Annotated in this window: 26 protein-coding genes and 1 tRNA gene; 25 read left to right on the top strand and 2 right to left on the bottom strand. The window is 71.3% G+C overall.

The features are described from left to right. Window positions 1–69: 69 nt before the first annotated feature. The 13 genes from HPC71_RS11670 (at window position 70) to HPC71_RS11610 (ending at window position 9,556) form a co-directional block, all read left to right on the top strand. Window positions 70–975: a ParA family protein gene (locus HPC71_RS11670; protein ID WP_257866268.1), complete on the top strand. Its 906-nt coding sequence runs from the start codon at window positions 70–72 to the stop codon at window positions 973–975. Continuing rightward, complete coding sequence (locus HPC71_RS11665; RefSeq protein ID WP_171896712.1) at window positions 960–1,334, top strand: hypothetical protein; 375 nt, start codon at window positions 960–962, stop codon at window positions 1,332–1,334. Before HPC71_RS11670 ends, HPC71_RS11665 begins: the two co-directional genes overlap by 16 nt. Next, a complete protein-coding gene (locus tag HPC71_RS11660; RefSeq protein WP_154617467.1) occupies window positions 1,331–2,194 on the top strand; it encodes a segregation and condensation protein A in 864 nt (287 codons plus the stop codon). The genes HPC71_RS11665 and HPC71_RS11660 overlap by 4 nt, the downstream gene beginning before the upstream one ends. Continuing rightward, on the top strand, window positions 2,187–2,927 hold the full coding sequence (gene scpB / locus HPC71_RS11655; protein ID WP_154617469.1) for an SMC-Scp complex subunit ScpB: 741 nt from the start codon (window positions 2,187–2,189) through the stop codon (window positions 2,925–2,927). Before HPC71_RS11660 ends, scpB begins: the two co-directional genes overlap by 8 nt. Further along, window positions 2,924–3,685, top strand: coding sequence for a pseudouridine synthase (locus tag HPC71_RS11650; protein ID WP_154617471.1), 762 nt, complete (start codon window positions 2,924–2,926; stop codon window positions 3,683–3,685). Before scpB ends, HPC71_RS11650 begins: the two co-directional genes overlap by 4 nt. A 34-nt stretch (window positions 3,686–3,719) precedes the next feature. Continuing rightward, window positions 3,720–4,523, top strand: coding sequence for a helix-turn-helix domain-containing protein (locus tag HPC71_RS11645; RefSeq protein ID WP_216656401.1), 804 nt, complete (start codon window positions 3,720–3,722; stop codon window positions 4,521–4,523). Between the two features lie 4 nt (window positions 4,524–4,527). Then, window positions 4,528–4,992 carry a VOC family protein gene (locus HPC71_RS11640; RefSeq protein WP_216656400.1) on the top strand — a complete coding sequence of 155 codons (465 nt, stop codon included), beginning with the start codon at window positions 4,528–4,530 and terminating at the stop codon, window positions 4,990–4,992. A gap of 78 nt (window positions 4,993–5,070) precedes the next feature. Further along, the gene (aroH, locus tag HPC71_RS11635; RefSeq protein ID WP_171896711.1) at window positions 5,071–5,454 is read left to right on the top strand and encodes a chorismate mutase; all 384 of its coding nucleotides are present in this window, start codon (window positions 5,071–5,073) and stop codon (window positions 5,452–5,454) included. Beyond that, on the top strand, window positions 5,447–6,523 hold the full coding sequence (locus HPC71_RS11630; protein WP_154617473.1) for a prephenate dehydrogenase: 1,077 nt from the start codon (window positions 5,447–5,449) through the stop codon (window positions 6,521–6,523). The genes aroH and HPC71_RS11630 overlap by 8 nt, the downstream gene beginning before the upstream one ends. Window positions 6,524–6,534: 11 nt before the next feature. Then, window positions 6,535–7,242 carry a (d)CMP kinase gene (gene cmk / locus HPC71_RS11625; protein ID WP_253943695.1) on the top strand — a complete coding sequence of 236 codons (708 nt, stop codon included), beginning with the start codon at window positions 6,535–6,537 and terminating at the stop codon, window positions 7,240–7,242. Continuing rightward, complete coding sequence (locus HPC71_RS11620) at window positions 7,239–8,006, top strand: lysophospholipid acyltransferase family protein (RefSeq protein WP_171896710.1); 768 nt, start codon at window positions 7,239–7,241, stop codon at window positions 8,004–8,006. Before cmk ends, HPC71_RS11620 begins: the two co-directional genes overlap by 4 nt. Then, window positions 8,003–9,334 (top strand): ribosome biogenesis GTPase Der, encoded by a 1,332-nt coding sequence (der, locus tag HPC71_RS11615; protein ID WP_154617475.1) that lies wholly within the window; start codon window positions 8,003–8,005, stop codon window positions 9,332–9,334. The genes HPC71_RS11620 and der overlap by 4 nt, the downstream gene beginning before the upstream one ends. Before the next feature lie 148 nt (window positions 9,335–9,482). Further along, window positions 9,483–9,556, top strand: a tRNA-Pro gene (locus HPC71_RS11610). A gap of 121 nt (window positions 9,557–9,677) precedes the next feature. Here HPC71_RS11610 and HPC71_RS11605 read toward each other — a convergent pair. Further along, window positions 9,678–10,724, bottom strand: coding sequence for a tyrosine-type recombinase/integrase (locus HPC71_RS11605; RefSeq protein ID WP_171896709.1), 1,047 nt, complete (start codon window positions 10,722–10,724; stop codon window positions 9,678–9,680). A 130-nt stretch (window positions 10,725–10,854) separates the two neighbouring features. Further along, complete coding sequence (locus HPC71_RS11600) at window positions 10,855–11,142, bottom strand: helix-turn-helix domain-containing protein (RefSeq protein ID WP_154617479.1); 288 nt, start codon at window positions 11,140–11,142, stop codon at window positions 10,855–10,857. An 854-nt stretch (window positions 11,143–11,996) separates the two neighbouring features. Between HPC71_RS11600 and HPC71_RS11595 the strand changes: the two genes are divergently transcribed. From HPC71_RS11595 to HPC71_RS11540, 12 genes are all read left to right on the top strand, one after another. After that, the gene (locus tag HPC71_RS11595) at window positions 11,997–12,644 is read left to right on the top strand and encodes a hypothetical protein (RefSeq protein ID WP_154617481.1); all 648 of its coding nucleotides are present in this window, start codon (window positions 11,997–11,999) and stop codon (window positions 12,642–12,644) included. A 211-nt stretch (window positions 12,645–12,855) separates the two neighbouring features. Further along, window positions 12,856–14,103, top strand: a complete 1,248-nt coding sequence (locus HPC71_RS11590; RefSeq protein ID WP_154617526.1) for an IS256 family transposase — start codon at window positions 12,856–12,858, stop codon at window positions 14,101–14,103. Between the two features lie 320 nt (window positions 14,104–14,423). After that, window positions 14,424–15,176: a hypothetical protein gene (locus tag HPC71_RS11585; protein ID WP_154614130.1), complete on the top strand. Its 753-nt coding sequence runs from the start codon at window positions 14,424–14,426 to the stop codon at window positions 15,174–15,176. Between the two features lie 19 nt (window positions 15,177–15,195). Beyond that, entirely contained in the window at window positions 15,196–15,471 is a 276-nt protein-coding gene (locus tag HPC71_RS11580) for a hypothetical protein (protein WP_154614131.1), read from the top strand. Continuing rightward, a complete protein-coding gene (locus HPC71_RS11575; RefSeq protein WP_154614133.1) occupies window positions 15,471–16,268 on the top strand; it encodes a hypothetical protein in 798 nt (265 codons plus the stop codon). The genes HPC71_RS11580 and HPC71_RS11575 overlap by 1 nt, the downstream gene beginning before the upstream one ends. Continuing rightward, entirely contained in the window at window positions 16,265–17,587 is a 1,323-nt protein-coding gene (locus HPC71_RS11570) for a TrbL/VirB6 family protein (RefSeq protein ID WP_154614135.1), read from the top strand. Before HPC71_RS11575 ends, HPC71_RS11570 begins: the two co-directional genes overlap by 4 nt. Further along, entirely contained in the window at window positions 17,584–19,122 is a 1,539-nt protein-coding gene (locus HPC71_RS11565; RefSeq protein ID WP_154614137.1) for an SCO6880 family protein, read from the top strand. Before HPC71_RS11570 ends, HPC71_RS11565 begins: the two co-directional genes overlap by 4 nt. Window positions 19,123–19,469: 347 nt before the next feature. Beyond that, complete coding sequence (locus tag HPC71_RS11560; protein ID WP_230084080.1) at window positions 19,470–20,624, top strand: ATP-binding protein; 1,155 nt, start codon at window positions 19,470–19,472, stop codon at window positions 20,622–20,624. 5 nt (window positions 20,625–20,629) lie between these two features. Next, window positions 20,630–22,420 (top strand): VldE C-terminal domain-containing protein, encoded by a 1,791-nt coding sequence (locus tag HPC71_RS11555; protein WP_154614141.1) that lies wholly within the window; start codon window positions 20,630–20,632, stop codon window positions 22,418–22,420. Next, entirely contained in the window at window positions 22,417–24,021 is a 1,605-nt protein-coding gene (locus tag HPC71_RS11550) for a type IV secretory system conjugative DNA transfer family protein (RefSeq protein WP_253943694.1), read from the top strand. Before HPC71_RS11555 ends, HPC71_RS11550 begins: the two co-directional genes overlap by 4 nt. Continuing rightward, entirely contained in the window at window positions 24,018–24,518 is a 501-nt protein-coding gene (locus HPC71_RS11545) for a hypothetical protein (RefSeq protein WP_154614143.1), read from the top strand. The genes HPC71_RS11550 and HPC71_RS11545 overlap by 4 nt, the downstream gene beginning before the upstream one ends. 169 nt (window positions 24,519–24,687) lie before the next feature. Next, window positions 24,688–25,260, top strand: coding sequence for a TlpA family protein disulfide reductase (locus HPC71_RS11540; protein ID WP_216656399.1), 573 nt, complete (start codon window positions 24,688–24,690; stop codon window positions 25,258–25,260). The last annotated feature ends 53 nt before the right edge of the window (window positions 25,261–25,313 follow it).

Here is a 25,313-nt window from a genome sequence, read left to right as displayed (position 1 = left end):
ATGCCGCCCCTGGTCCGCACCCCGACCCCGCCGGCGCGACCTGCGAACCCGGTGGAGGACGATGCTCACGTGACCGAGCCGCTCCCGTTCGAACGCCCCGTCCAGGCCTCCCGCAAGCCGGCCGCGGACGGTCCCGCGCTGGGCCCGACGGGCCGCCCGATGCCGGTCATCCCCGAGCCGCGCCCGGTCACCGCGCACGGCAACGCGCGGGTGGTCTCGATGTGCAACCAGAAGGGCGGCGTCGGCAAGACCACGACGACGATCAACCTGGGCGCCTCGCTGGTCGAGCAGGGCCGCAAGGTGCTGCTGGTCGACTTCGACCCCCAGGGCTCGCTCTCGGTCGGCCTGGGCCTCAACCCGCACGAGATGGACCTGACGGTCTACAACCTGCTGATGGAGCGCGACGTCACCCTCGATGACGTGGTCGTCCCCTCCGGCGTGCCCGGCATGGACCTGCTCCCCTCCAACATCGACCTGTCGGCCGCCGAGGTGCAGCTGGTCCACGAGGTCGCCCGCGAGCAGACGCTCCAGCGCGTGCTCGCGCCGGCGCTGGCGGAGTACGACGTCATCCTCATCGACTGCCAGCCCTCGCTGGGCCTGCTGACCGTGAACGCGCTCACCGCCAGCCACGGCGTGATCGTGCCGCTGGAGTGCGAGTACTTCGCGCTGCGCGGCGTCGCGCTGCTGAAGACCACGATCGACAAGGTCAAGGAGCGGCTCAACCCCGGCCTGGAGATCGACGGCGTGCTCGGCACGATGTTCGACGGCCGCACCCTGCACTCCCGCGAGGTCATGGAGCGACTCGTCCAGGCCTGGGGCGACAAGGTCTTCCACACCGTCATCCGCCGGACCGTGAAGTTCTCCGACTCGACCGTCGCCGGCGAGCCGATCACGACGTACGCCTCGAGCTCGGCCGGCGCCGACTCCTACCGCCAGCTCGCCAAGGAGGTGCTCGCCCGGTGGCCCGCCGAGTGAGCCTGCCCTCGGCCGACGAGCTCTTCCGCCCCACCGCGGTCCCCGACGACGAGCCGCCGGCGCCGCCCAAGGCCGTCCGCGCGGTGCCGGACCGGCCCGCCGACGAGCCCGAGCCCGCCGAGCAGCCGGCCGGCCGGCGCCGGCCCAGCGGCCGGGTGCGCCACGACGAGAAGATGACGGTCTACGTCACCTCCGAGGAGCTGCTCGAGATCGAGCACGCCCGGCTGGCCCTGCGCCGCGGGCAGGGCCTGGCCGTCGACCGCGGCCGGCTGGTCCGCGAGGCGGTGGCGCTCGCGCTGGCCGACTACGAGGCCCACGGTGACGACAGCGCGCTGGTCCGGCGGCTGACCGAGGGATGAGCACCGCACCGGCGGAGCCGACCGGCGGCGAGCAACCGTCGGGGTTCGCGGTGCGGCTGGACAACTTCGAGGGCCCCTTCGACCTGCTGCTCTCGCTGATCGCCAAGCACAAGCTCGACGTCACCGAGGTGGCCCTCTCGCGGGTCACCGACGAGTTCATCGCCCACGTCAAGGCCGGCGGGCCGGTCTGGGACCTGGAGCAGACGACCTCGTTCCTCCTCGTCGCGGCCACCCTGCTCGACCTCAAGGCCGCCCGGCTGCTGCCGCAGGGCGACGTCGAGGACGAGGAGGACCTCGCGCTGCTCGAGGCGCGCGACCTGCTCTTCGCCCGGCTGCTGCAGTACAAGGCCTTCAAGCAGGTCGCGGCCGTGCTCGCTACCCGGCTGGCCGGCGAGGCCCGTCGGCACCCGCGTGCGGTCGGGTTGGAGGAGCGGTACGCCACGCTGCTGCCGGAGGTGCTCATCGGCATCGGCCTGGAGCAGTTCGCGGCGCTGGCCGCCCGGGCGCTCGCGCCGAAGCCGGGCCCGCCCGAGGTGAGCCTGCACCACATCCACGCACCGCGGGTCAGCGTCCGCGAGCAGGCCGCGCTGGTGGTCGACCGGCTGCGCCGCAGCGGCACGATGACCTTCCGCGCCCTGTGCCGCGACAGCCCCGACACCCTCACCACGGTGGCGCGGTTCCTCTCGCTGCTCGAGCTGTTCCGGGAGGGCGCGGTCGCCTTCGACCAGGTGACGCCGCTGGGGGAGCTGACGGTGCGGTGGACCGGGGACGAGGACGCCGACGTCGACGACCTGGTCCGTGACGAGTTCGAGGGCGCGCCGCCTGAGGCGGGCGCCGCTGAGGGAGACGGCGATGGCTGAGACGACCCACGAGCAGGCCCACGAGCAGGCCCACGAGCACGACCAGCAGCAGGCCGCGGAGCCGGAGGTGCCGCTGACTGCGCTGCGACCCTCGTTGGAGGCGGTGCTCATGGTGGCCGACCAGCCCCTCGACGTACCCACGCTCGCGGCCGCGGTGGGCCACCCCGGCGCGGAGGTGTCGGCCGCGCTGGCCTCCCTCGCCGCGGAGTACGACGAGCAGGAGCGCGGCTTCGAGCTGCGCAACGTCGCCGGCGGCTGGCGGTTCTACACCCGCGAGGCGTTCGCCGGTGTGGTCGAGCGGTTCGTGCTCGAGGGCCAGCAGGCCCGGCTGACCCAGGCTGCGCTGGAGACGCTGGCGGTCGTCGCCTACAAGCAGCCGGTCTCCCGCGCGCGGGTCTCGGCCATCCGGGGGGTCAACGTCGACGGCGTCATGCGTACGCTGCTCAGCCGCGGCCTCGTCGAGGAGGCCGGCCAGGACCCCGAGACCGGGGCGAACCTGTACCGCACGACGGGGTACTTCCTCGAACGCATCGGCGTCACCTCGCTCGACGACCTGCCTGAGCTGGCGCCCTACCTGCCCGACATGGACGACCTGGAGGACGAGCTGTCCGCGATGAGCGCCCCCGCGCCCGAGCCCACACCCACCCCTGACGGGGAGCCGGAGCCGCTGCCCGAGCCCGCGCCGCCGACCGGCCCGGGCACCGAGCCCGACGGCGGGACGGAGCCGGCATGAGCGCGCACGGCAGGGAGATCCAGACCGACGAGGACGGCCTGATCCGGCTGCAGAAGCTGCTGGCGCAGTCCGGCGTCGCCTCGCGCCGCCGCTGCGAGGAGCTGATGCTCGAGGGTTCCGTCGAGGTCGACGGCGAGGTGGTCACCCGACTCGGCACGAAGGTCGACCCGCGCACCGCGGTCATCCGGGTCGAGGGCAAGCGGCTGCCGCCGGTCTCCGCCCACGTCTACCTCGTGCTCAACAAGCCGCGCGGCGTGGTCTCCACGATGTCGGATCCCGAGGGCCGCCGGACGCTGCAGGACCTCGTCGAGGACCGCCCCGAGCGGCTCTTCCACGTCGGCCGGCTCGACACCGACACCTCCGGGCTGATCCTGCTGACCAACGACGGCGACTTCGCCCAGCGGATGGCGCACCCCTCCTACGAGGTCGACAAGACCTACGTGGCCGAGGTCGAGGGCGAGGTCTTCCGCCGCACGATCAAGCAGCTGCTCGAGGGCGTGACCCTCGAGGACGGGCCGGTCACGGTCAAGAAGGCGAAGGTCGTGGAGACCCTCGGGGAGCGCTCGATCGTCGAGCTGGTCATCCACGAGGGCCGCAATCGGATCGTGCGCCGTCTGCTCGACCACGTCGGTCACCCGGTCCGCCGGCTGACCCGCACCGCGATCGGGTCGGTCCAGCTCAAGGGCCTGGCGCCCGGGGAGCTGCGCGACCTGACGCACGACGAGCTCGGCGAGCTGCTGGACGCGGCCTCGATGTGAGGCGGCCGGGCCCGCCGCGGCCTAGGCTGGTGAGGTGCGGGTCCCTCCCGAGCTCACGCCGTACGTCGCCTCCCTGGTGTCGTACGACGTCGACCTGGGCGCCGCGGGCTCGCACCGCGGCCTGCCGTCCTCGCAGCTGACGCTGGTCCTGCCCGCGGACGACCCGCTGGACGTGGCCTGGGCCGGCGAGCCCGGCAGCCGCACCGTCGCCTGGTCCAGTGTCTCGGGGCTGCACACCGGGCCGGCGCGCATCCGCCACGACGGCCACCAGCGCGGCGTCCAGCTCGCGCTGACCCCGCTCGGCGCCCGCGCTCTGCTCGGGATGCCGGCCGCCGAGCTCGCCGGTCGCCTGCTCAGCCTCCCCGACCTGGCGCCCGCCCTGGCCCCCGGCCTGCGGCACCTGCCCGAGCGGCTCGCGGAGACCCCGCACGAGCGCCGCGCGGCGCTGGTCGCCGCGGCGCTCGCGGACCAGGCGCGTCGTCGGGCGCCGGTCGCGCTGCGCCCGGAGGTCGCCCGCGCGCTGGCGCTCCTGGCGCGGGGGAGGACCGTCGCCGCGACGGCCGCCGAGGTCGGCTACTCCCGTCGCCACCTGGCCCAGCTGGTCCGCGCCGAGACCGGGCTGACCCCCAAGCAGCTGCACCGGATCGGCCGCTTCGAGCGCTCTCGCGACCTGCTCGGCCGGCGCCGGCTCGCCGAGGTGGCCGCGGCCTGCGGCTACGCCGACCAGGCGCACCTGACCCGGGAGTGGACCGCCCTGGCCGGCTGCCCACCGAGCGCCTGGATCAGCGAGGAGCTCCCGTTCGTCCAAGACACCGCGGCCGCCGGGGCCGCACGCTGAGGGCATGGACACGACGACGAACGACCTGACGAACGACCTGACGAGCGAGATGACGAACAAGCCGACGGACGAGACGGCGGGCGCGGCGGGCGCCGTCGGCCTGTGGCACACCCTGGCCTTCCGCGACGCGACGGCGATGACGGCCTGGCTGCGCGCGGTGGGGTTCGAGGAGCACGCGGCGTACCGCGACGAGGAGGACGACGCGGTCGTCGTCCACGCCGAGTGGCTCTGGCCCGGCGGCGGCGGGATCATGTTCGGCTCGGTGCGCGAGGGTGCGGCCGTCGACAACCCCGGCGGCAGCGCGGCGTACCTGGTCACCGCGGACCCCGACGCGTTCGTCGAGCGCGCGGTCGCCGCTGGCGGCACCGTGCTGCTGCCGGTGGTCGAGCAGCCCTACGGCGGGCGCGGCGGCAGCGTGGCCGATCCGGAGGGCAACCACTGGTCGGTGGGGAGCTACCAGCCGGGCTGAGCCGCGGGCGTGCCGGGCGCCGCGCCCCGCTAGCCTTGACCGGTCCCATGACGTGCAGGCGAGGCGAGGAGTGATCACGTGGCGGTGCGAGCGGTCCGAGGTGCGACCCAGCTCGAGGAGGACTCGCGCGACCACATGCTCGAGCGGGTCGCGGAGATGGTCACCGGCGTGATGGAGGCCAACGGCCTGGTCGTCGACGACTTCATCTCGGCGATCTTCACCGCGACCTCCGACCTGGTCTCGGAGTTCCCGGCGTACGCCGCCCGCCAGCTCGGCTTCGGCGAGGTGCCGCTCATCTGCGCGCGCGAGCTGGAGATCGAGCGCTCGATGCCGCGGGTGGTCCGGATGATGGCGCACGTCGAGACCGACCTGCCGCGCGCCGACATCACCCACGTCTACCTCCACGGCGCGGCCGCGCTGCGCCGCGACCTGACCCGCACCCGCGACGTCCCGGATGCCTGAGCCGCGGCTCGCCGGCCCGGTCGAGGTCGTCGGTGCCGGGCTGCTCGGCACCTCGATCGGCCTGGCCTGCCGCCGCGCCGGCATCGAGGTGCTGCTCACCGACACCACGGCCGAGAACGTCCGCACCGCCTCCGGCCTCGGCGCCGGCCGGCCGCGCACGCCCGAGGACCGGCCCGCACTCGTCGTCGTCGCCGTGCCGCCCGACCACCTCGGTGCGGTGATCGCAGCCGCGCTCGACGCGACCGAGGGCACCGACGCGGTCGTCACCGACGTCGGCAGCGTCAAGGGCGTCCCCCTGGCGGCGGTCGCCGGCCACCCCGGGGTCGCCCGGTACGTCGGCAGCCACCCGATGGCGGGCAGCGAGCGGTCCGGGCCGCTCGCCGGGTCCGCCTCGCTCTTCGACGGCCGCCCCTGGGCGATCACGCCGCACGCCGGCTCCGACCCGGCGGCCGTGGAGACGGTCGAGGCGCTGGTCCGGCTGGCCGGCGGCGTACCCGTGTGGCTGACGCCGGACGAGCACGACCGCGCCGTCGCCCGCACCTCCCACGTGCCGCACCTGCTCTCCGCGCTCGTCGCCGGCCGGCTGGCCTCGGGACCGGAGAACCACCTCGCGCTCTCCGGCCAGGGCGTGCGCGACGTCACCCGCGTCGCGGCGGGCGACCCGCGCCTGTACGGACAGATCGTCAGCGCGAACGCCGACGCGGTCGTCGCGCTGCTCGACGAGGTCCGCGCCGAGCTCGACCGGGTCCGCGACGCCGTCGGGCGCGGCGACCGGTCCGCGCTGGAGCAGGTCCTCGAGCGTGGCGTGGCCGGCACGCGGGTGATCCCGGCCAAGCACGGCGGCCCGGCGCGGCCGATGGCGTCGGTGTGGGTCTCGGTGCCCGACCACCCCGGCGAGCTCGCGCGGCTGCTCGCCGACGCGGTCGCCAGCGAGGTCAACATCGAGGACATCCGCATCGACCACGACCCCGGTCGCCCGGTCGGCCTCGTCGAGCTGCTCGTCGAGGAGGCGCGCGCCGACCACCTGGTGGCCTCCTTGGAATCACGGGGCTGGACCGCTCACCGGTAGGCTGCGGCCCCGTGACCACTGCTGCCGCGGACCGTGCCGACCTCGTCCCCGACCGGCTGGTCGTCGCCGTCGACGGCACGTCCGGCTCGGGCAAGTCGAGCACCTGCCGCGGGGTCGCGACTCGGCTGGGACTGCGCTACCTCGACACCGGCGCGATGTTCCGCGCGATGACCTGGTGGATGCTCGAGCACGGCGTCGAGGTGCACGACGCCGACGCGGTGGCCGCCCGCTGCGACGAGCCGGTCATCGAGTCCGGCACCGACCCGGCCGCGCCGACCATCACCGTCGACGGGGTCGACGTCGCGGCCGCCATCCGCACCGACGCGGTCACCGGCTCGGTCTCGCCGGTCAGCACCGTCCCTGCGGTCCGCGCCCGGCTGCTGCGCCTCCAGCGCGAGATCATCGCCGCCGACGTCGAGCCCGCCGGGATCGTCGTCGAGGGCCGCGACATCGGCTCGGTCGTCGTCCCGGACGCGCCGGTCAAGCTCTACCTCACCGCCGACGCCTCGGCCCGCGCCTCTCGCCGCGCCGCCGAGCAGGGCGCCGCCGACCTCGCCGCCACCGAGCGGCTCCTCCTCTCCCGCGACGCCATCGACTCCGGCCGGGCCACTGCGCCGCTGGTCATGGCCGACGGCGCGGTCCACCTCGACACGACCGGCCACACCCTCGACGAGGTGATCGAGCTGGTGGTGGGCATGGTCGACCGGGTCGGCACGTGACCCGGCCGGCGTCGGCCGCCCACCTCGAGCGGCCGCGCAGCGACGGCGTCCCGCACCCGGCGCGCTCCCTCCTCCACTCGGCGCGCCCGGCCGCCCGCTGGCTGGTGCGCCGCCGCAACCACGTCGAGGTGCACGGTGCCGCCGAGGTCCCCGCCCGCGGGCCGGTGATCTTCGCGGCCAACCACATCGGGGTCGCCGACGGCCCGCTCCTCGCGGCGTTCGCCCCGCGGCCGGTGCACGCCCTGACCAAGGTCGAGATGTTCGAGGGCCGGATGGGCCGCTTCCTGACGGCCTCCGGACAGATCCCGGTCGACCGGTTCCACCCCGACCCGCGCGCGGTCCGGACCTGCCTGCGGGTGCTCCGCGACGGCGGTGCGGTCGGCGTCTTCCCCGAGGGACGACGCGGCGCCGGCGAGCTGGACCGCTTCCATCGCGGCGCGGCGTACCTCGCCCTGGTCTCGGGAGCCCCCGTCGTCCCCACCACCTTCTTCGGGACCCGCGCCCCCGGCGCGCACATGGGAGAGCTGCCGCCTCGCGGCGGCCGGGTCGCGGTGTGCTTCGGCACACCGTGGCAGGTCCCAGCCACGCCCTTCCCGCGCACGCGGGAACAGGTCGGGCAGGCCTCGTTGTTCCTGCGGGAGCACATGCTGGTCCAGCAGGACCGCGCACGCAGGTCGACCGGGCTGGAGCTGCCTGGTCCGTTGCCCGCCACCGATGTCGAACCCGACCCCGCCACCGGGGTCACCGAGCAAGGAGCACCATGAGCGAGGTCCTCGGACCCGTCCCCGTCCTGGCGGTCGTCGGCCGCCCCAACGTCGGGAAGTCGACGCTGGTCAACCGCATCATCGGTCGCCGTGAGGCGGTCGTCGAAGACGTCCCGGGCGTGACCCGCGACCGGGTGTCGTACGACGCCACCTGGGCCGGCCGCGCCTTCACCGTCGTCGACACCGGCGGCTGGGACCCCGACGCGCGCGGGCTGGCCCTGTCCATCGCCGCCCAGGCCGAGGTCGCCGTCAGCCTCGCCGACGCGGTGCTGTTCGTGGTCGACGCCACGGTCGGCATCACCGACGCCGACGAGGCGGTCGTGCGGATCCTCCGCAAGTCCGGCCGACCGGTCGTGCTCGCCGCGAACAAGGTTGACGACGCCCGCACCGAGGCCGAGGCGTACGGCCTGTGGAACCTCGGGCTCGGCGAGCCGTACCCCGTCTCCGCGCTGCACGGGCGCGGCTCGGGCGACATGCTCGACGCGATCCTCGCCGCGCTGCCGGAGCCGCCGCCGGAGCAGGAGCCCGAGGTGGGCGGCCCGCGGCGGATCGCGATCGTCGGCAAGCCGAACGTCGGGAAGTCCTCGCTGCTCAACCGGCTGGCGGGGGAGGAGCGCGTCGTCGTCGACAACGTCGCCGGCACCACCGTGGACCCCGTGGACGAGCTGGTCGAGCTCGGCGGGCGGCAGTGGCGCTTCATCGACACCGCGGGCATCCGCAAGCGGGTCAAGGAGGCGTCGGGCCACGAGTACTACGCCTCGCTGCGAACCAGCACCGCCATCGACCGCGCCGAGGTCGCCGTGCTCGTCCTCGACGGGTCGCAGTCGATCTCCGAGCAGGACGTCCGCATCCTCCAGACCGTCCGCGAGGCCGGCCGCGCGCTGGTGATCGCGTTCAACAAGTGGGACCTCGTCGACGAGGAGCGCCGCTACTACCTCGAGCGCGAGATCGAGCGCGAGCTCGTCCAGGTCCAGTGGGCGCCGCGGATCAACGTGACCGCCCGCACCGGCTGGCACGTGGACCGGCTCGTCCCCGCCCTGGACAAGGCGCTCGAGGGCTGGGAGACCCGGATCGGCACCGGCGCGCTGAACACCTTCCTCGGCCGGCTCGTCTCCGAGCACCCGCACCCGGTGCGCGGCGGCAAGCAGCCGAAGATCCTGTTCGGCACCCAGGCCTCCACCGCCCCGCCGACGTTCATCCTCTTCACCAGCGGCAAGCTCGAGGCCTCCTACGAGCGGTACGTCGAGCGCCGGCTGCGCGAGGAGTTCGGCTTCGTCGGCACGCCGATCGTGCTCCAGCAGCGGCCGCGGGAGAAGCGCAAGCGCTGACTCCTTCGCTGCTCACGCTGCGGTAGGCCTGCCTGCCCGGGGGTCGTGTGCCCGACGTCGCGCTCCGGCGCGTGCTGGGGCACACGACCCGGATTCCGGTCCCGGGGTGTGCTGCGATAGTGTTCATCCGTTCGCTCCGGCGAGCACTCGGGCTGTAGCGCAGCTTGGTAGCGCACTTGACTGGGGGTCAAGGGGTCGCAGGTTCAAATCCTGTCAGCCCGACCGAGATACCGCCCCTGACCTGCGGAGACGCAGGTCAGGGGCGGTTCGTCATTTGAACCGATCTGGCTGTATTAACCACTTATTCACCACTTATTCGGTCGCTTTGGCGGGCTGTGCTGGCCTATGACCGCTTCAGTCCGGCTAGGACGTGGGCGACGTCGGCGGCGATGGCCGGCTTCGCGATGTAGAACTCCCGGGTGATGTCGGGGGAGGTGTGACCGAGCTGCTGCGCTGCGGTTTCGGCGTCGACAGCTTCGGCGATCAGGGTCGCGACCGTCTTGCGGAACGTGTGCGGGGTGACCCACTGGACGGAGGTGTCCTTACGGATCTGTCGCCACCGCCGCTCGACGTTGGTGACCTGCTGCCAGGTCCCGTTGCGAGTGGGGAAGACCGCGTCGAGCGGGTTGCCCGAGTGCTCTTGCTGGCGTCGTCGGAGGACCGCTACACCGAAGTCAGGTAGCGACAGGGTCCGGAGGCTCGCGTCGGTCTTGGGGCTTGGCTTGCGGTACGTGCCCTTGCCCGGTTCGGTCTTGATCGTCCCAGTGATGGTGAGTCGTGGGGGCGTCGCGTCGAGGTCGACCTCGGTCCATCGCAGTGCGAGGATCTCGCCGATCCGGGCGCCGGTGGCCAGCATCAGGTCGACGATGTCGCGCATGTCGGTCGAGGCCTGAGGACCGGGGCGCTGCGTCGCCTCCCAGCGATCGAGGGCTTTACTGACCTCGCGCAGTTCCTCGGTGGTGAGAGAACGCGTCGCCGACCTCTCCCGTTGGATACGGGATGTCTGCTGGACCGGATTCACCATCAACACGTCGTGCCGAACCGCCATCCCGAGCGCCGCGCTGAGCACGACCTTCGCTTTGCGCTGTCGGCTGGGGCTGACCGAACGCAGGCCAACCAAGAACCGTTCGAGCCGACTGGTCGACAGTTCTCGTAGCCGGAGACTGCCCAACTTCGGGAGGATGACGTTGTCGAGGACGCGTTGGTACTCATTGACGGTGCTCTGCTCGATCCTTCCTTCACTGCGCAGGAAACTGACCCACTCCTGCGTCAGTTGAGCCAACGTCGTCTCCCGGCTGAGGGTGCCGCCGGTTGTCGGGGTCTGTCGATGGACCAGCTTGGCTCGGAGCGCGCGCTCGGCCGCGGCCTTCGTGGTGCCGGTCGCGGTCACCTGTCGAACGACGCCATCGAGGTCGCGTACCCGTACGCGCGCGCGGTAGGCCCCCGGACGGACGCGGCTGACGTGGATGGACCCGGCTACGCCCACCTCGGTGACTGGCCGGCCTGCAGGCATGAAGCTACTAGGAGTCGCGCGGACGGCTGGCTCGCGACAGCGACTCACCGCCGTTATCCGGCGCGGGCGGTGAAACCGGAGCGCCGTCGTGACCTTCGACGTGCTGCGCTACCCAGGCATCCAGGTCCGTGCGCCGGTAGCGAAGACAGCCGCCAAACTTCATGGCGGGCGGGCCGTAGCCGGCGCGTCGGGTCCGCCATGTGTAGAGCGTCGCCTTGGGTATGGCCAGGTAGGCGGCCGCCTGGTCGATGGTCAAGATCCCACCGTCGACGATGGTCTCAGTCGGGCTGCTCATCTCGGACTCCTTCGGTAGGGGGAAGCGGGCCCCGCCAGCACCGGCGGTGCCCGCGACCTGTCTGGTTGGCGCCAGCGAGCCCTCGAGGCCATCTCCGTGCGTCATGCCACGAGGTTTCGCCGCGATGGCTGAGGTAGGGGATTGCGTCCTGGTCCCACTGATCACCTCGAAGAGCAACACGAGGAGTCTCAAGCTGGCCGAGACGGTGCATCACGGTCGTGGTGCTCACCTCTGAGACTTCCTGCTCGTCCCGCGGCACGCATGTGGGGAGCTCTCACCGGTGGATGACTACCGGGTGTCCACAGGATGGCGACGCAACGTAGCGCGACGCTGCCCCCCCTAGCGCCAGCAGGGCCTTCGCTACCGGTCGGTCGGTAGGCAAGCCAAGCGTTTGAGCTTCCCAGGTCCGACCGAGGCCGAGTCGGGCCCGCCGGGGTAGGTCCACACGCGGCGGAATGTCGCAGTTATTTAGAAGCGCGGACAACGGGACATCGCTCGGGCGTCGGTGAGCCTAGGCTGGGCGCCCTTGACTGGTGTCGCTGGTTGCACGGTGTCGTGTGGTCGCACAGATGTCGGATGACAGGGGTCTCTAGGTGATGGGTCTTCGGAATTGGGTACGCAAGGCGAAAAGTAACGGCACCGACGTCCCTGGTGAGGCTCCGCTTCCTAGGAGTAACCCGGGAGAAGGCGAGTCCTTCACGGTCGAGATGCGGCTGGGCCCTGACTGGCGTGCGGGTGAGCCGGTGAAGATGGCGGCTACCACGACGTCCACTGCTGATGAGTGCCGGCACCTCTTCCGGTTCGTCGGGCTCCCTGAGGGCGGACATTTCGAGGCGCCAGCCACGCTCGTTGCGATGGGTGTGGAGGGCCGGGGCCAGCCTGTGGTGGCGGTACACGTGGAGGGCGCTCGTATCGGCTTCTTGCCCGGCTACCTGGCCGCGCAGGTCAACCCGGAGAACCGGCCGCTATTGGGCGTTGCGGCGCAGGCGCGGGTGCAGATGTGGGGTGCTCGTGCGGGTGACGGCCTGCGGGTCATCGGGTGGGTGGCGCCGGGCGAGGGTCCGGTGGTGTGGCCGCACGACGACCACCACCCGGCCGCAGTAACGGTGGAAGAGCAGCGTGCCGAGGCGCATGCAGCGACGACAGGCATGGTTCGGCAAGCGCTGGGTGGGGGCGATCCGCGCCGCGCGGAGCGGTTCGAGCGCGGGCTGGTCGGCGGGGTCCACTACCTGGAGACGATCGAACCCATCAAGCAACTGAAGCGGGACGGGAAGCTGGACGAGGCTCTCGCACTGTGTTACGCAGCTATCGAGGGCGCTGAGGCTGGCCGAGATGGTCGTGAGCCTGCGCCTTGGTACACGGAGCAAGCAGCCATCATTCACCGCAAGCGGGGCGAGCGCGAAGCGGAGGCCGCGGTCCTGCGCCGCTGGCTGGCGGCGTGCCCGCTCGAGCGTCGCGCTGGGTCGAAGATCCAGGAGCGGCTCGACAAGCTCGAGGGCTGAGGTCGCGGCTGCCACGGCATCCGGAGGCTCCTCGCTCTCTGTTGTCGTTGGTTTCGTCTAAGTGCTTCCGGGCGTCTGGGGCGTAGCTAAGTTGAGTCCCCGATAGTGGTGTAGCGCGGTCGCCGAGTTCGTCCCTGTCGTGGACGTAGACGCGGCCACCGCGTGATCCTTCGAGTTCGCCTCTCACAGCTCTCTCGAACGGACCATCACGATGACCGCTCCGCACATTGTCGACCCTGCTGGCCTGCTCGGCGAAGCCCTCGCTGAGGCTTCGCCCGATCTGATGCGCAGCCTGCTGCAGTCGATCATCAATGCCTTGCTCTGCGCTGATGCCGACGCCGTCGTCGGTGCCGAGTGGGGCCGCCCCTCGGCCTCCCGGACAACGCAGCGCAACGGCTACCGCCACCGCGACCTGGACACCCGGGTCGGCACGATCGACGTGGCGATTCCCAAGCTCCGCAAAGGCACCTACTTCCCCGAGTGGCTCCTCGAGCGCCGCAAGCGCGCAGAGTCCGCGCTGATCACCGTGGTGGCCGACTGCTACCTCGCCGGCGTCAGCACCCGGCGCATGGACAAGCTGGTCAAGACGCTCGGCATCGACGGGCTGTCGAAGTCCCAGGTCTCCCGGATGGCGGCCGACCTGGACTCGATCGTCGAAGACTTCCGCCACCGCCCGCTGGGCGACGCAGGACCGTTCACGTTCCTCACCGCCGACGCGCTCACCATGAAGGTCCGCGAGGGCGGCCGCGTCATCAATGCCGTCGTGCTCCTGGCCACTGGGGTGAACAACGATGGCCACCGCGAAGTGCTCGGCATGCGGGTCGCGACCGCCGAAACCGGAGCGGCGTGGAACGAGTTCTTCGCCGACCTTGTCGCCCGCGGGCTGACCGGGGTCCGCCTCGTCACCAGCGACGCCCACGCCGGACTGCGTGAGGCGATTGCCGCCAACCTCTCCGGAACCAGCTGGCAGCGGTGCCGCACCCACTACGCGTTCAACCTCATGAGCGTGACCCCGAAGAGCATGTGGCCCGCGGTCAAAGCGATGCTGCACAGCGTCTACGACCAGCCCGACGCCGCCGCGGTCCAGGCACAGTTCGACCGACTGCTCGACTACGTCGAAGCCAAGCTCCCTGCGGTGCACGACCACCTCGACCGCGCCCGAGCAGACCTACTGTCCTTCACCGCGTTCCCGAAGGAGATCTGGACCCAGATCTGGTCCAACAACCCGACCGAGCGGCTGAACAAGGAGATCCGGCGCCGCACCGACGCGGTCGGTATCTTCCCCAACCGCGACGCCATCGTCCGGCTCGTTGGCGCCGTCCTGGCCGAACAGACCGACGAATGGGCAGAAGGACGCCGCTACCTCGGACTCGACGTCCTGGCCCGCTCCCGAATGAACATCGTCCCCGGCGTCGAACCCGAGATCGGAGCTGATGACCTACCCGCACTGACCGCCTGACACCTCATCGAGGAGAACGCAGCGCTACACCACTACCCGGGACTTGACCTACGGATGCACGGGGTTGCCGCTGGCTCCGCCCATCGGCCAACCGGGCGTGGCCTCCGACGAGCACCGCCGCCTGCTGCGCCTCCAAACCGCGGTGGGCGTTGTCCACGATCGGTGAACAGCCCTACCTACTGGGTGGTGGGGCTGGTGGTGAGCGGTGAGGTCTCTGCTCAGCGGGACAGATTCCAACTCGTCCCGGAGGCCCCGCCGTGTCGCACGAATACAGAGCACCCATAGGTCGAACGGGCAACCCAAGACCCTCATCGCAGCGCTTGACCTGCCTGATCGCTGAGCTCAGCACGCACGTGGCCGAGCAGTTGGCCGATGGGTTCGTCTGGCGCTGCTGGCAGGCCATGGACCAACGTCTTGCGAGCTTTCCCGATCTCAGCGCTGTGTTGCAGGCGTGGGAGGGGCACGCCGGTGTTCCGGTCCGTCAGGCCCTCGGGGCCCTCACCGGGTTGGGATCAGTCCGCGGGAGCGACGACCAGCTGGCTGCGATGGCAGCGCTGGTGCTGATGGGCGGGGGAGTGCGCAGCACCGCTCGCGACCTGGCCGACGTCTGCGAGCCGGAGGACGTCGTCGTGGCGATGTGGCTGGAGATCCGCCGGGCGGAGCCGTCGCCCGGACCCAGCGTGGGCCGTCACCTGGTCCGGCGTACGCGTCAGCGGCTTCTCCGCGAGCACCGGCCGGAGCGCGAACGCGCCCTCAGGTTGGTGAGGTTGGATGCCGCTGACTCGGCATCGCTGGAGCAATGTGAGGCGGACGACAGCGGGCCAGAGACGTCCGCCGCCGAGTTCGTCGACCTCCTGGCGTGGGCCGAGCAGCAGGGCCTCCTGGCCTCCGAGGCAGTCGGCCTCCTCATCGAGCTTGTTGCGGAGCAGCGCGCGGGGGCGACCGCCACCGAGGCGGTGTGCCGCGTCGGCGTCCGACGCGGGCTGGCCGAGCGCACTGTCCGGCGGCGCCGTCAGCTCGCGATCGAAGTGCTGCGTCGAGCGGTGCCCGACTACCTGGCCGCCACGGCCTGACCCCAGAGAGCTGAGACAGATGTTCCTCGAGAACGTGAACAACGTGTGTGCCCAGGCCCCGGACGGTGTCGAGCAGTACGCCGACCTGCTGCTGGCGTGGGTCAAGTGGGGCGTCGCCGTCCTCATCATCGCCGGCGGGTTCCTGTCGGTGGGGGCGATCATCGTCGGTCGGGTGGCCACGATGTCCCGGGCTGCGCAGATGGGCGCGTCAGGCCTGCTCTGGTGCGTCCTCGCAGCCGTCGCCTACGTGACCATCTACGGCGTCTTGTGGGCCATCGTCGGGAAGGACTGCTGATGCGCCGGCGCGCCGGGCAGGGGCTGTCCGCCCCGTGGAGCCGCCGCCGACTTCGCCTGTTCGTGCTCATGGGCGCGTCAGCGGCTGTCATGGCGGTCGCCACCGTGGGTTGGACCGTTGTGCAGGTTCTGGCGGGTGACGGGGTTCGGGAGTCCAGAGACCGCGGGGTGGACAGCGCGCCGTCGACGACTGGGCCGAGCGCGCAGCCTGACTTGGCAGCCGCGATGCCAGGCCGGCTCACGACCGAAGGGACGGGGCGCATTCGGTTGCCGGCCGCCACGGCCATGGGCGCCGGCGACGTGCCGACCGGGTTCCCGCGGACGCCGGAGGGGGCTCTTGCGCAGCTGGTCGAGCTCGACCAGACCGTGCTGACCGGGATGTCTCTCCCCCGTGCGCAGCTGGTGGCAGAGCAGTGGATCGCGCCTGGCGGCCCCGCCACCGATGAGTGGTCTGTGGTCCGGGCTGTGGGGGAGATCCTTACCGGCAGCGGGCAGCCGGCGCAGGGGACCGAGCTGCGGGTCGTCGTGGAGCCCGTCATGGGCGCCTTCCGCGTTGGTCACGGCCTCAGCGACCGCGCGGACGCCGGGGACACCGTCACCCCGTGCGTCGACTTCGTCATCGCCCTTCCCGACGTCGCGCCCGGGCAGATCGCTGCAGCCGACTGTCAGCGGATGACTTGGATGGGCGGCCGGTGGGTCATCGCGCCAGGTGCCGAGGAGCCGGCACCGGAGTCGCTCTGGCCGGGCTCGTCTGCCTCGGTCGAGGCAGGCTGGCAGTGGTTGGTGGGTACGCGATGAGCAGTTGGATCGTCCCCCTGATCGACCTGAACCCGTTCAGCTGGCTGGGGGAGGCCGCCTCCGAAGGACTCGCGGACGGCTTCACCTCGATGATGATGGCGCTCTGGTCAGCGAGCCTCTGGCTGCTCACCACCGTCTTCAAGCTGCTGGACCGGTTCACCACTCCCGACGTCACCGATCCCGGGCTGCGGGGTCTCTACGGCGCGACGCTCTGGATCTCGGCGGTCGTCGCCCTCCTGATCGGACTGGGCCAGATCGGCCTCGCCGCGATCCGTCGAGATGGCCGGCCGTTGGGGACGCTCCTCGCCGGGGTCGCTCAGTACGCCGCCGCCCTGGCCGGCTGGATTGTGGTCGCGGCAGGAGTCATCACCAGCAGCGCCGCCGTTGCCAGCGGCCTCCTCGACCAGCTCGTCGGTGTCGACGCCTTCGCTGGATTCCCCGCAGGGGCCGGTTGGGAGGTCAAGGCCAGCGGAGTCGTGGAATCCACGGTGCTCGGGATCTGTGGACTGTTCGTCCTCATCCCGGCGTCCTTCGGCTATCTCGTGATCATGCTGGTGCGCGAGGCCGCGCTGCTGGTGCTGACCGCAACCATGCCCATCGCGGCTGCGGGCGCCCTCGGCGAGGGAACCCGCCGGTGGATGTGGACGGCTGTGCGCTGGTTCCTGGCCGCCTGCCTCACCTCCCCACTGCTCGCGCTGGTCCTCGGCCTCGGAGTTCGCATCGGCGAAGCATCGCTGGCGACCACGGCCACGGAAGACGCAACGTCCAGCATCGGCATGGCCGTCGTGGGCTGCGTGACCATGCTGGTGGCCTGCGTTTGTCCGATGGCGCTGTTTCGGCTTCTTGCGTTCGTGGACCCCGGGACGGCCTCGGGCGCCACGATGCGGTCCTCCCTGGCTGCGAACGGGGGTATCTCGGGCCTGTTCGGTACGCAGCGAGCCTCTGGCGGTGATCCGGCTGCCGCGACCCAGCCTGCGCCCGACGGGCGGAGCAGCTCGGAGTCCGCGGCCGACGCGAGCACGTCCGGCCGGTTCGGAGGCGTGCTGTCCGGTGTCCCGAGCGCCGGCGTTGCGGTCGGTTCGGTCATCCGGCAGGTGGCGGAGACCGGTCGGCGGGGCGCGGCGCTGAGTGTCGATGTACTCGGACAGTCGGGTGTCGGTCACCAGGGTTACTACGACACCTCGTCTCCGGGACCCAGCGCCGGTCGTCGCCCGCGCCACCCGGCCACGCTGCCGGGCGGGACCGGCGGGAAGTCGTCGACCGTCGCGGCGGAGGGCCACGCGGCCGAGGCAGCTGAGGCCGCGGAGTTCCTCGCATGACCGTGTACGGCGCGACTGCGGCGCGGGAGCGACCGGGGTGGTTCCTCGGCCTCACCGGACCCCAGCTCGTGGGAGTGGTCCTGGGGGCTGCCCCCGCGTGGGCCTCGGTGGCGACGGGGGAGTGGGCGACGCTGCTGGTGACGATCCCGACCTGGCTGGCGACCGTCGCCCTGGTGTGCATTCCGATTCGCGGCTGGTCGGCCTGGCAGTGGTGCGGCGTGGTCGCCCGGCACACCTGGGGAGTGGTGAGCGGCTGGGCGACGTTCCAACCGCGGATCGCGGCAGGAGACGTGGCGGTGGATCCTGCTCACCACGCACCTCACCACCTCGATCTGGACGATGCGGACCTCCCCGGGGTGCTGAGCACGCTCAGCGTCCACGCGGTGCGCGGCCCCGCCGGTCAAGAGCACGGTCTCGCCCTGGTGCAGGACCACGCCCGGCGCACCTGGGCCGTGACCGCGCGTCTGACCCACCCCGGCATCGGACTGAGCGACGAGTCGTCGCGGGCCCTGATGGGAGCCGGCCTTTCCGCGCTGCTTGAAGCCGTCGCTGGCGGTGACGCCGTCCGGCTCCTGGCGCTCCACGTGCGAGCCACGCCTGAGACGCGCGCCGACCGGGAGGCATGGGTCCGCACACACGTCAACAGTCACGAGCCGGAGCTCTCGGCGGCTGTTCACCAGCAGTTGAATGCGCTGACTGCGTCCGCAGCGGTACGTCATGAGGCCTACCTGAGCGTGGTCGTCACCGATCGTCAGCTGGCTAAAGGTGCCCGTCGGTCGGGTCGCGGCGTCGAGGGCCGTGCTCGACTTCTCCAGCCGCTGTTGGCCGAGGTCGAAGGGTATCTCCTCGGGGCGACCGGGTGCGTGAAGGTCCGGTGGCTCTCGCGTGAGGAACTGGCAGTCGCTGTGCGCAGCGGGTTCGAGCCCGGTGACGCGGGGGGACTTGCCGACGCGCTCGCTGCGCCGAGGGACGAGCGAGGTGCGGCCACCGTCTGGGCAGCGGCCGGACCCACCAGCGCGACCGTCGCGCTGCGCAGCTACCGCCACGGCGACTGGGTCTCCTGCAGCTCGACCCTCTTGCTGCCCCGCAACGGTGCCTTGATGGGTGCGCTCGCCCGCGTGCTCGTCCCAGACAAGGCCGGGGAGCGCAGGAGCATGACTGTCCTGCTGCGCCCGGTCGGGCGGCGCGCAGCGCAACGCACCACCGAGCGCTCCGAGACCTCGGCGGCCATGGGGGCCGAGCTGCGACGGAGGATCGGCCGCGACGACCGGGCACGCGACCGCCGCGCGGCGGCGCGACTACGAGACGCCGACGAGAAGATCGAGCGCGGCCGGTCCCTGGTCAAGGTCGGGATCGTCGCCACGACGACCGTGCCGGCGTCGTGGGACAGCCACGACGCTGGACGACGACTCGACGCTGCCGCCCGCATGTGCGGCTTCGTCCCGGTGTCACTCGACGGGGCGCAGGACGCGGCCTTCGCGGTCGCGGCACTGCCGCTCGGATCCGGCCTTCCCGATGCTCGGGGCCGGTCATGAGGACCCGCAGAAGTGGTTCGCACGAGCACACCACTGACATCACCGGCCTGGTTAGCAGCGCCGGCGGCAGGCTGCCGGGCCGGATCAGCGTTCCACCGGCCCCCGCAGAGGCACTGTTCCCTCGGACGGTTCCGCCCCGCGGCCATCGTCGGCGCGGGCACGGTTGGGCGCCCACACCGTGTCGTGTCGCGACGTACGAGCTGACCTCCGATCAAGCCCCGGTCGTATGGCCACTCATCCCGGGCGACGGGCTGCCCCCGTGGGGTGCCGAGCTGGGCTACGACGCACTCTCGGGCGGGACCTTCTACTGCGACCCGATGGGCTGGGTCGCAGACGACGACATCCCCGTGACGAACCCGAACATCTTCATCTTCGGCAAGCCGGGACGCGGCAAGTCGGCGTTGGTGAAGGCATTCATCCTGCGCATGGTCCGGTTCGGTTACCGCGGGCTCGTCCTGGGGGATGTCAAGGACGAGTACGAGGGTCTCTCGCGAGCGTTGGGTGTCGAGCCCTTTCGCATCGGCCCGGGTCTGACCGGTCGGGTCAACCCGCTCGATGTCGGGCCGCTGGGTGATGGTTGGAGCAACCTGGACGCCGCCGAGCAGCGGCGCCGCGTCACGGTGATCACCGGCCGCTGGCTGACCCTGCTCCGCGGACTGGCCGGCTCGCAGGCCGTCCCCTTCGGGCCGACCGAGGAACGGGTCCTGACGCGCGTCCTTCGTGAGCTGGTCGGTTGGGAGCAGGGGGCTACGCAGCTGGCACCGGTCACGGTGCCGGAGGTATGGGCGGTGCTCGACGGTCCGACTTCGAGCCTGGTGCGGGACACCCGGCATGCAGACCGGCAGCACTTCCTCGATGACACCCGACTCCTGCGTGACGCCCTGGGGGCGCTGTGCGACGGCTCGCTACGCGGCATGTTCGACGGCCCGTCCACCGTGCACCCGGACTGGCGTGCGCCTATCCAGACGCTCTCGCTGCGAGCGCTGCACGACACGGGCAACCAGGCAGCGGTGGGCATCGCCCTGATGTGTCTCAACTCCTGGGGCCAGGCCATGCGGGAGCTGGCAGGGCCGGGGGATCACCGCATCGTGCTTCGTGATGAGGCGTGGCTGCAGACCCGTCTCAGCCTGGATGCCGTCATGTCGTTGGACGCCAACCTCCGCCTGTCACGACGAGACGGCGACGTGCAGGTCGTGACGTACCACAAGCCCTCCGACCCGCTCTCTGCCGGAGACAGCGGTAGCCAGGCTGCCCAGATCGCCCGAGACCTTCTCCACCTCTCCGACATCCGAGTGCTGATGGGGCAAGACGGCGAGGTGGCGAGCGAACTCGGGAACCTCCTTGGGCTGACCCGCATGCAACAGGACGTCGTCACCGGCTGGGCCATGCAGGAGAAGGGCCGTGCGCTCTGGCTCGTGGGCGATCGCAAGTTCAAGGTCCAGACCCTCCTGACCCCGCTCGAGCAGCGTCTGACCTACACCAACGACGCCGTGGCTGGGTGAGGATCATGCGTCGCTACGTCATCGGCCTGGGGGGCGTCTACCTCCTGCTGCTTCCGGGCTTGCTCCTGGTGCTCGGCGCCGCGTCGGTGAGCGGACCGGGGTGCGACACGACCGTGCCTGCCGACGCCCCAGCTGCCCCAGGTCCGTCCGACAGCCAGGCGTCGGGGTACGACCTCGGTCCGGTGACGCCCCGGCTGCTCACCCTGGTCGGCGTGCTGGCCCCGATGTTCGGCATCGAAACCGTCGGCGGCTACCGCCCCAGCGCCACCGACCCCGACGGTCATCCGGCGGGTCGGGCAGCTGACTTCATGGTTCCCCTGACACCTGCCGGCACGGCGCAGGGCGACGCGCTCGCTGCCCACGCCAGGAGCCATGCCGGTCAGCTCGGGGTCGACTACGTCATCTGGCGGCAGAGGATCTGGTCGACCGCACGCGCGGCCGAGGGCTGGCGCGCGATGGACGATCGGGGCTCCGCCACCGCGAACCACTTCGACCACGTCCACATCAACGTCGCCCCCGGCGGTGACGCGTTGGCCGTGCCCAGTGGTCAATCCGTTTTCGAAACAACCGCGGCCGACTGCCCTTCGCCCGCCGACTCCGGGAGTGTGTGGGTCGCGCCGCTGGAGGCCGCGCCGGTGACCAGCCCCTACGGCCCCAGGAACAACCCGGTCACCGGCGAGCCGAGCTTCCACGATGGTGTCGACTACGGCGGCCCGTGCTCAACGCCGTTTCGAGCCGCCTCCGCAGGCGTCGTGGTGAAGGCGGGCCCCGATCCCGTCTACGGCCACCAGATCATCGTCGACCACGGTCAAGCGTCCGGCTCCGAGGACCGGTCCAGCAGCATCGAGACTCGATACGGCCACATGTACGCCAGGGGACTGTCGGTCCGTGTCGGGGACCGCGTGAGGACGGGCCAGGTCATCGGCAGCGTCGGCAGTGACGGATGGTCCACCGGCTGCCACCTCCACTTCACGGTTGAGGTCGGTGGCAGGACCGTCGACCCCCTGACGTTTCTGGCCGATCCGCCTGGCGCCGCCTTGGGTGACGTGGTGCTTGCGCATGCCAACCTCAAGGTCGCCTTGTCACCCCGGGCCTTTCGCACCGACCTCGCGGCCATCACCGCAGCAGCCCCGGACTTCGTCACTCTCAACGAGGTTGCGAACCGCACTGACTCCGCCCTGGCCGTTCCCGGCTACAGCTTCTTCCGCGCCCCTGCCACGGCGCCGGCGAACCAGACCCGGTCGACGGCGGTGCTGTGGCGCACCGCCCGGTGGACCGAGGTCGACGCCGGACGACTGCGCTTGGTCGACCACGGACCGCAGCGTTGGGACGCTGGACGGTCGGCCACCTGGGTCGTGTTGCAGAGCGCCGCGGGGAACCGGGCTGCGGTCGTCTCGGTCCACCACATGATCAACCCGGCCAGGTTCGGTCCCCAGCGGGTCGTCCGCCGGCAGCTCTACGCCGAGGGCATGCGGCGCCTACAGGTGCTCGTCGAGGCCCTCTCGACACACGGGCCCGTCCTCCTGGCGGGCGACTTCAATTCACAGTTCGCCGCCAACGACCCGTGGGGTCCGCGGGTGATGCTCGGGGCCATCGGAATGCGGTCGACGATGGAGGAGCTCGGCGAGGTCAGCACCACCGACGGTGGCGGCGCGATCGACTACGTCTTCTTCCAGCCCAGCGCCCTGCGAGCAGCCACCCAGCAGACCCGACCCTTGAACTCCGACCACGACGCTGTGGTCGCGACCTTCCGCGCGGCTCCGCAGCTGAGTCGACGTCTCGGATCGCGGCGGTGAGCAGCGTGCTCGCGGCGCTGCCGGCCAGCAGTCCCTCGTTCTCGACCGACATGATCGGCTGGGCGGTCGGCGTCGCCCTGCTAGGCGCAGCGGCCGCCGTCCTCCTCGGGTGGCAGGCGCGCCGAGTCCGGCCCGGAATGGCGTCCCCTGGCCGGGCCGTCGGGCAGCTCGGCAGTCGAGCATTGAGGAGGCGTCGCGCCGAGATCCGACCAGACCTGTCACGTCGGTCAGCCGCAGGCAGTGCCGCCAGCGGCTGGCGAATGGGCCGGTGCGGATCGTCGGTGCGCAGCGACCTGTGGGCGCCGTACGACCGGACCACGTGTGTCATCGGGCCGCAGGGCTCTGGCAAGACCCTCGATCTCCTCGCCCCGGCCTTGTTGGATGCGCCGGGGGCTGCACTGGTCACGCTCACCAAGCCGGAGGACCTCTTCCTCACCCTGGGCAGTCGGGGAGATGGCGGTCGTCCGGTCGTCGTCCTGGACCCGTTCGGAGCTGCGGGAGGAGTACCGCCGTTGACGTGGGACCCGATCGACGGGTGTGCAGATGCTCGGGTGGCCGAGCGGCGAGCGAAGGCATTCTCGGCGGGAGGTGAGAGCGCACACCGGGCCAGCGGGGACGACGCGTCGAGGTTCTACGCCGGCGAGTGCGCCAAGGTGCTCCAGGCCTACTTCCACGCTGCGGCCCTGGCCGGGGCGACGCTCGACGACGTCCTCCGTTGGGTGGCCGACCCGCAGTCCTACCGCGACGCCGAGGAGATCCTGCGGACCCACCCCGAGGCGGAGCTCTTCTGGGACGGCCTTCTCCGGGGGGCACTGCGCGGTGACGAACGTACGGCGAGCAACACGGTGACCACGGTGCAGCAGGCGATGGGGCTGTTCTTCCAGTCATCCATCCGGCGCCGGTGCGTGCCGGGGCCGGGGCGTCCGGCAACAGATCTGAGGGCGGTACTGCGCGCGGGTGGGACCATCTACCTCCTCGGTCGCGATGACCCCTACTCCTCCGCGGCTCCGCTCATGACGGCTGTGGCCGAGCATGTCCTGGACCTGGCGAAGCAGCTGGGGGAGCGGTCGCCGCAGGGCCGACTGTGTCCGCCCTTCCTCGCGTGTCTGGACGAGCTTCCCTCCACGGCGCCGATTCCCACGCTGCTCACCCGGATGGCCAACGAGCGCGCGCTCGGGCTGTGCTTCATTGTCGCTGCCCAGACCTGGCGGCAACTGGTCATGTCATTCGGTGAGGAAGGGGCCCGGACCCTCCTCGGGCTGTCCAACAACCTCGTCGCCTTCGGGGGCGGCAAGGACAGTCGCTTCTACCAGGAGTTGTCGGACCTGATCGGACAACGCTGGCATTCAGAGGTGCGTTACTCGGCCCGCGGTGGGTGGTGGAACCCCGCTTCGGAACGCTCCTGGGCGAAGGTGCGCCGCCCGGTCCTGGAGGCGGCTGAGATCCGGCGTATCCCTACTCGGCGGGCACTCCTGTTGGCCGAGTCCGGCGATCCGATCATCCTGCGGTTTCGCAGATGTATCGACGGCCGACGGGGGCGCGAACTCCGGGCCAGGCAGGCAGAGACCAGAGCAACACTGCGGCAGGGGTCGGCCTCGTGAGCGGACCGCCGTACGCCGTGGAGCCCTTCCCCCTCCCACCTGACATCGTCCGCGACGCGATCACCGCGCTACACGTCGTCAGCCTCCGGCCCCCGACCGACGAACTCTCCCTGCGACAGGTTGCCTCGCTACCCCGCCCCTGGGATCCCGGCACCTGCGGCCCGGACCTGCAAGCCGAACTCTGGCCCTGGATCGGCGACGTCGTGGGCTGGATCAATCACGAGCTGCTGTGGGGGCTCGCCACTCCAGTGGTCCCCGAGTGCTGGCCCTTGCACCCGCACCTGTGCCACGACATCGCCGCGGTCGCGTGCGAGCGCTACCTCGCGGGCTTCGCGATCACCCCGCGCGACATCGAGGACTGGCGCGAGCTCCGCCTAGACCCAGTCCTCCAGCGGATCCGTGAGCAGATCGGTCACCGTTGTGCTCCCGGCCAGCACCATGAGGACCCGCGGTACGAGTCGTCCACTCAAGGAAGTAGGCGCGCACTCGAGCCATAAGCGGGGCACGCGAACCGCGCCACGGGAGCTGAAGACTGGGAGAATCAGATGGAATCTGTTTAGTTCCACGCATGGCAGGGAGGCATCATCACTCGGTTCGGAGTTTTCGAGCCTGCCTCCTCTCAGGGAGCGCTCCCCGGCCAGCCCGAGATCGGATTAGTCTCGGTCCATGAGTCGTCGGGCACGTCAGGCAGCCCTATTGCCCCTGAGCTTGGTCGCCCTCACGGCCTGCGGCGGCTTCGGAACGGTGTCCGGGACCGGCGGCAAAGGCTTCGTTGCCGGCGACGGCGTGGTGCAGGTGTTGTCGAAGGGAGACCGCGAGCGCCCCGGGGATCTCTCCGGTGACACGTTGGACGGTGATGAACTCGCTCTGTCTGACTTCGCCGGCAAGATCGTCGTCGTCAACGTCTGGGGGTCGTGGTGCGGACCGTGCCGTGCCGAGGCGCCAGCGCTGGCGGATGCCGCGGCAGACCTGGCAGGGGACGACGTCCAGTTTCTCGGCGTGAACCTGCGCGAGAGCAGCGTGGACAACGCGCGGGCGTTCGTTCGCGAGTTCTCCATCCCGTACCCGAGCATTGTCGACGACGGGGACACCCTTCTCGCGTTCGCCGGTACCTTGCCGGTCCAGTCGGTGCCTACGACCGTGGTCCTCGACGAGGAGGGGCTTGTTGCCGCCCGAGTGTTGGGCGAGGTCAGCCGGAGCACCCTCGTCGGCATCGTGGGCGAGGTCCGTAACCGGTAGGGGACAGGTTTGCTGCCGCGACCAGCGCATTCCGGGCCCAATGAGCGGATCAG

Source organism: Nocardioides marmotae (assembly GCF_013177455.1).
GTDB classification, from domain to species: Bacteria; Actinomycetota; Actinomycetes; order Propionibacteriales; family Nocardioidaceae; genus Nocardioides; species Nocardioides marmotae.
The sequence above is the reverse complement of the archived record's forward strand: the minus strand, read 5'-3'. Positions and strand labels throughout refer to the sequence as shown.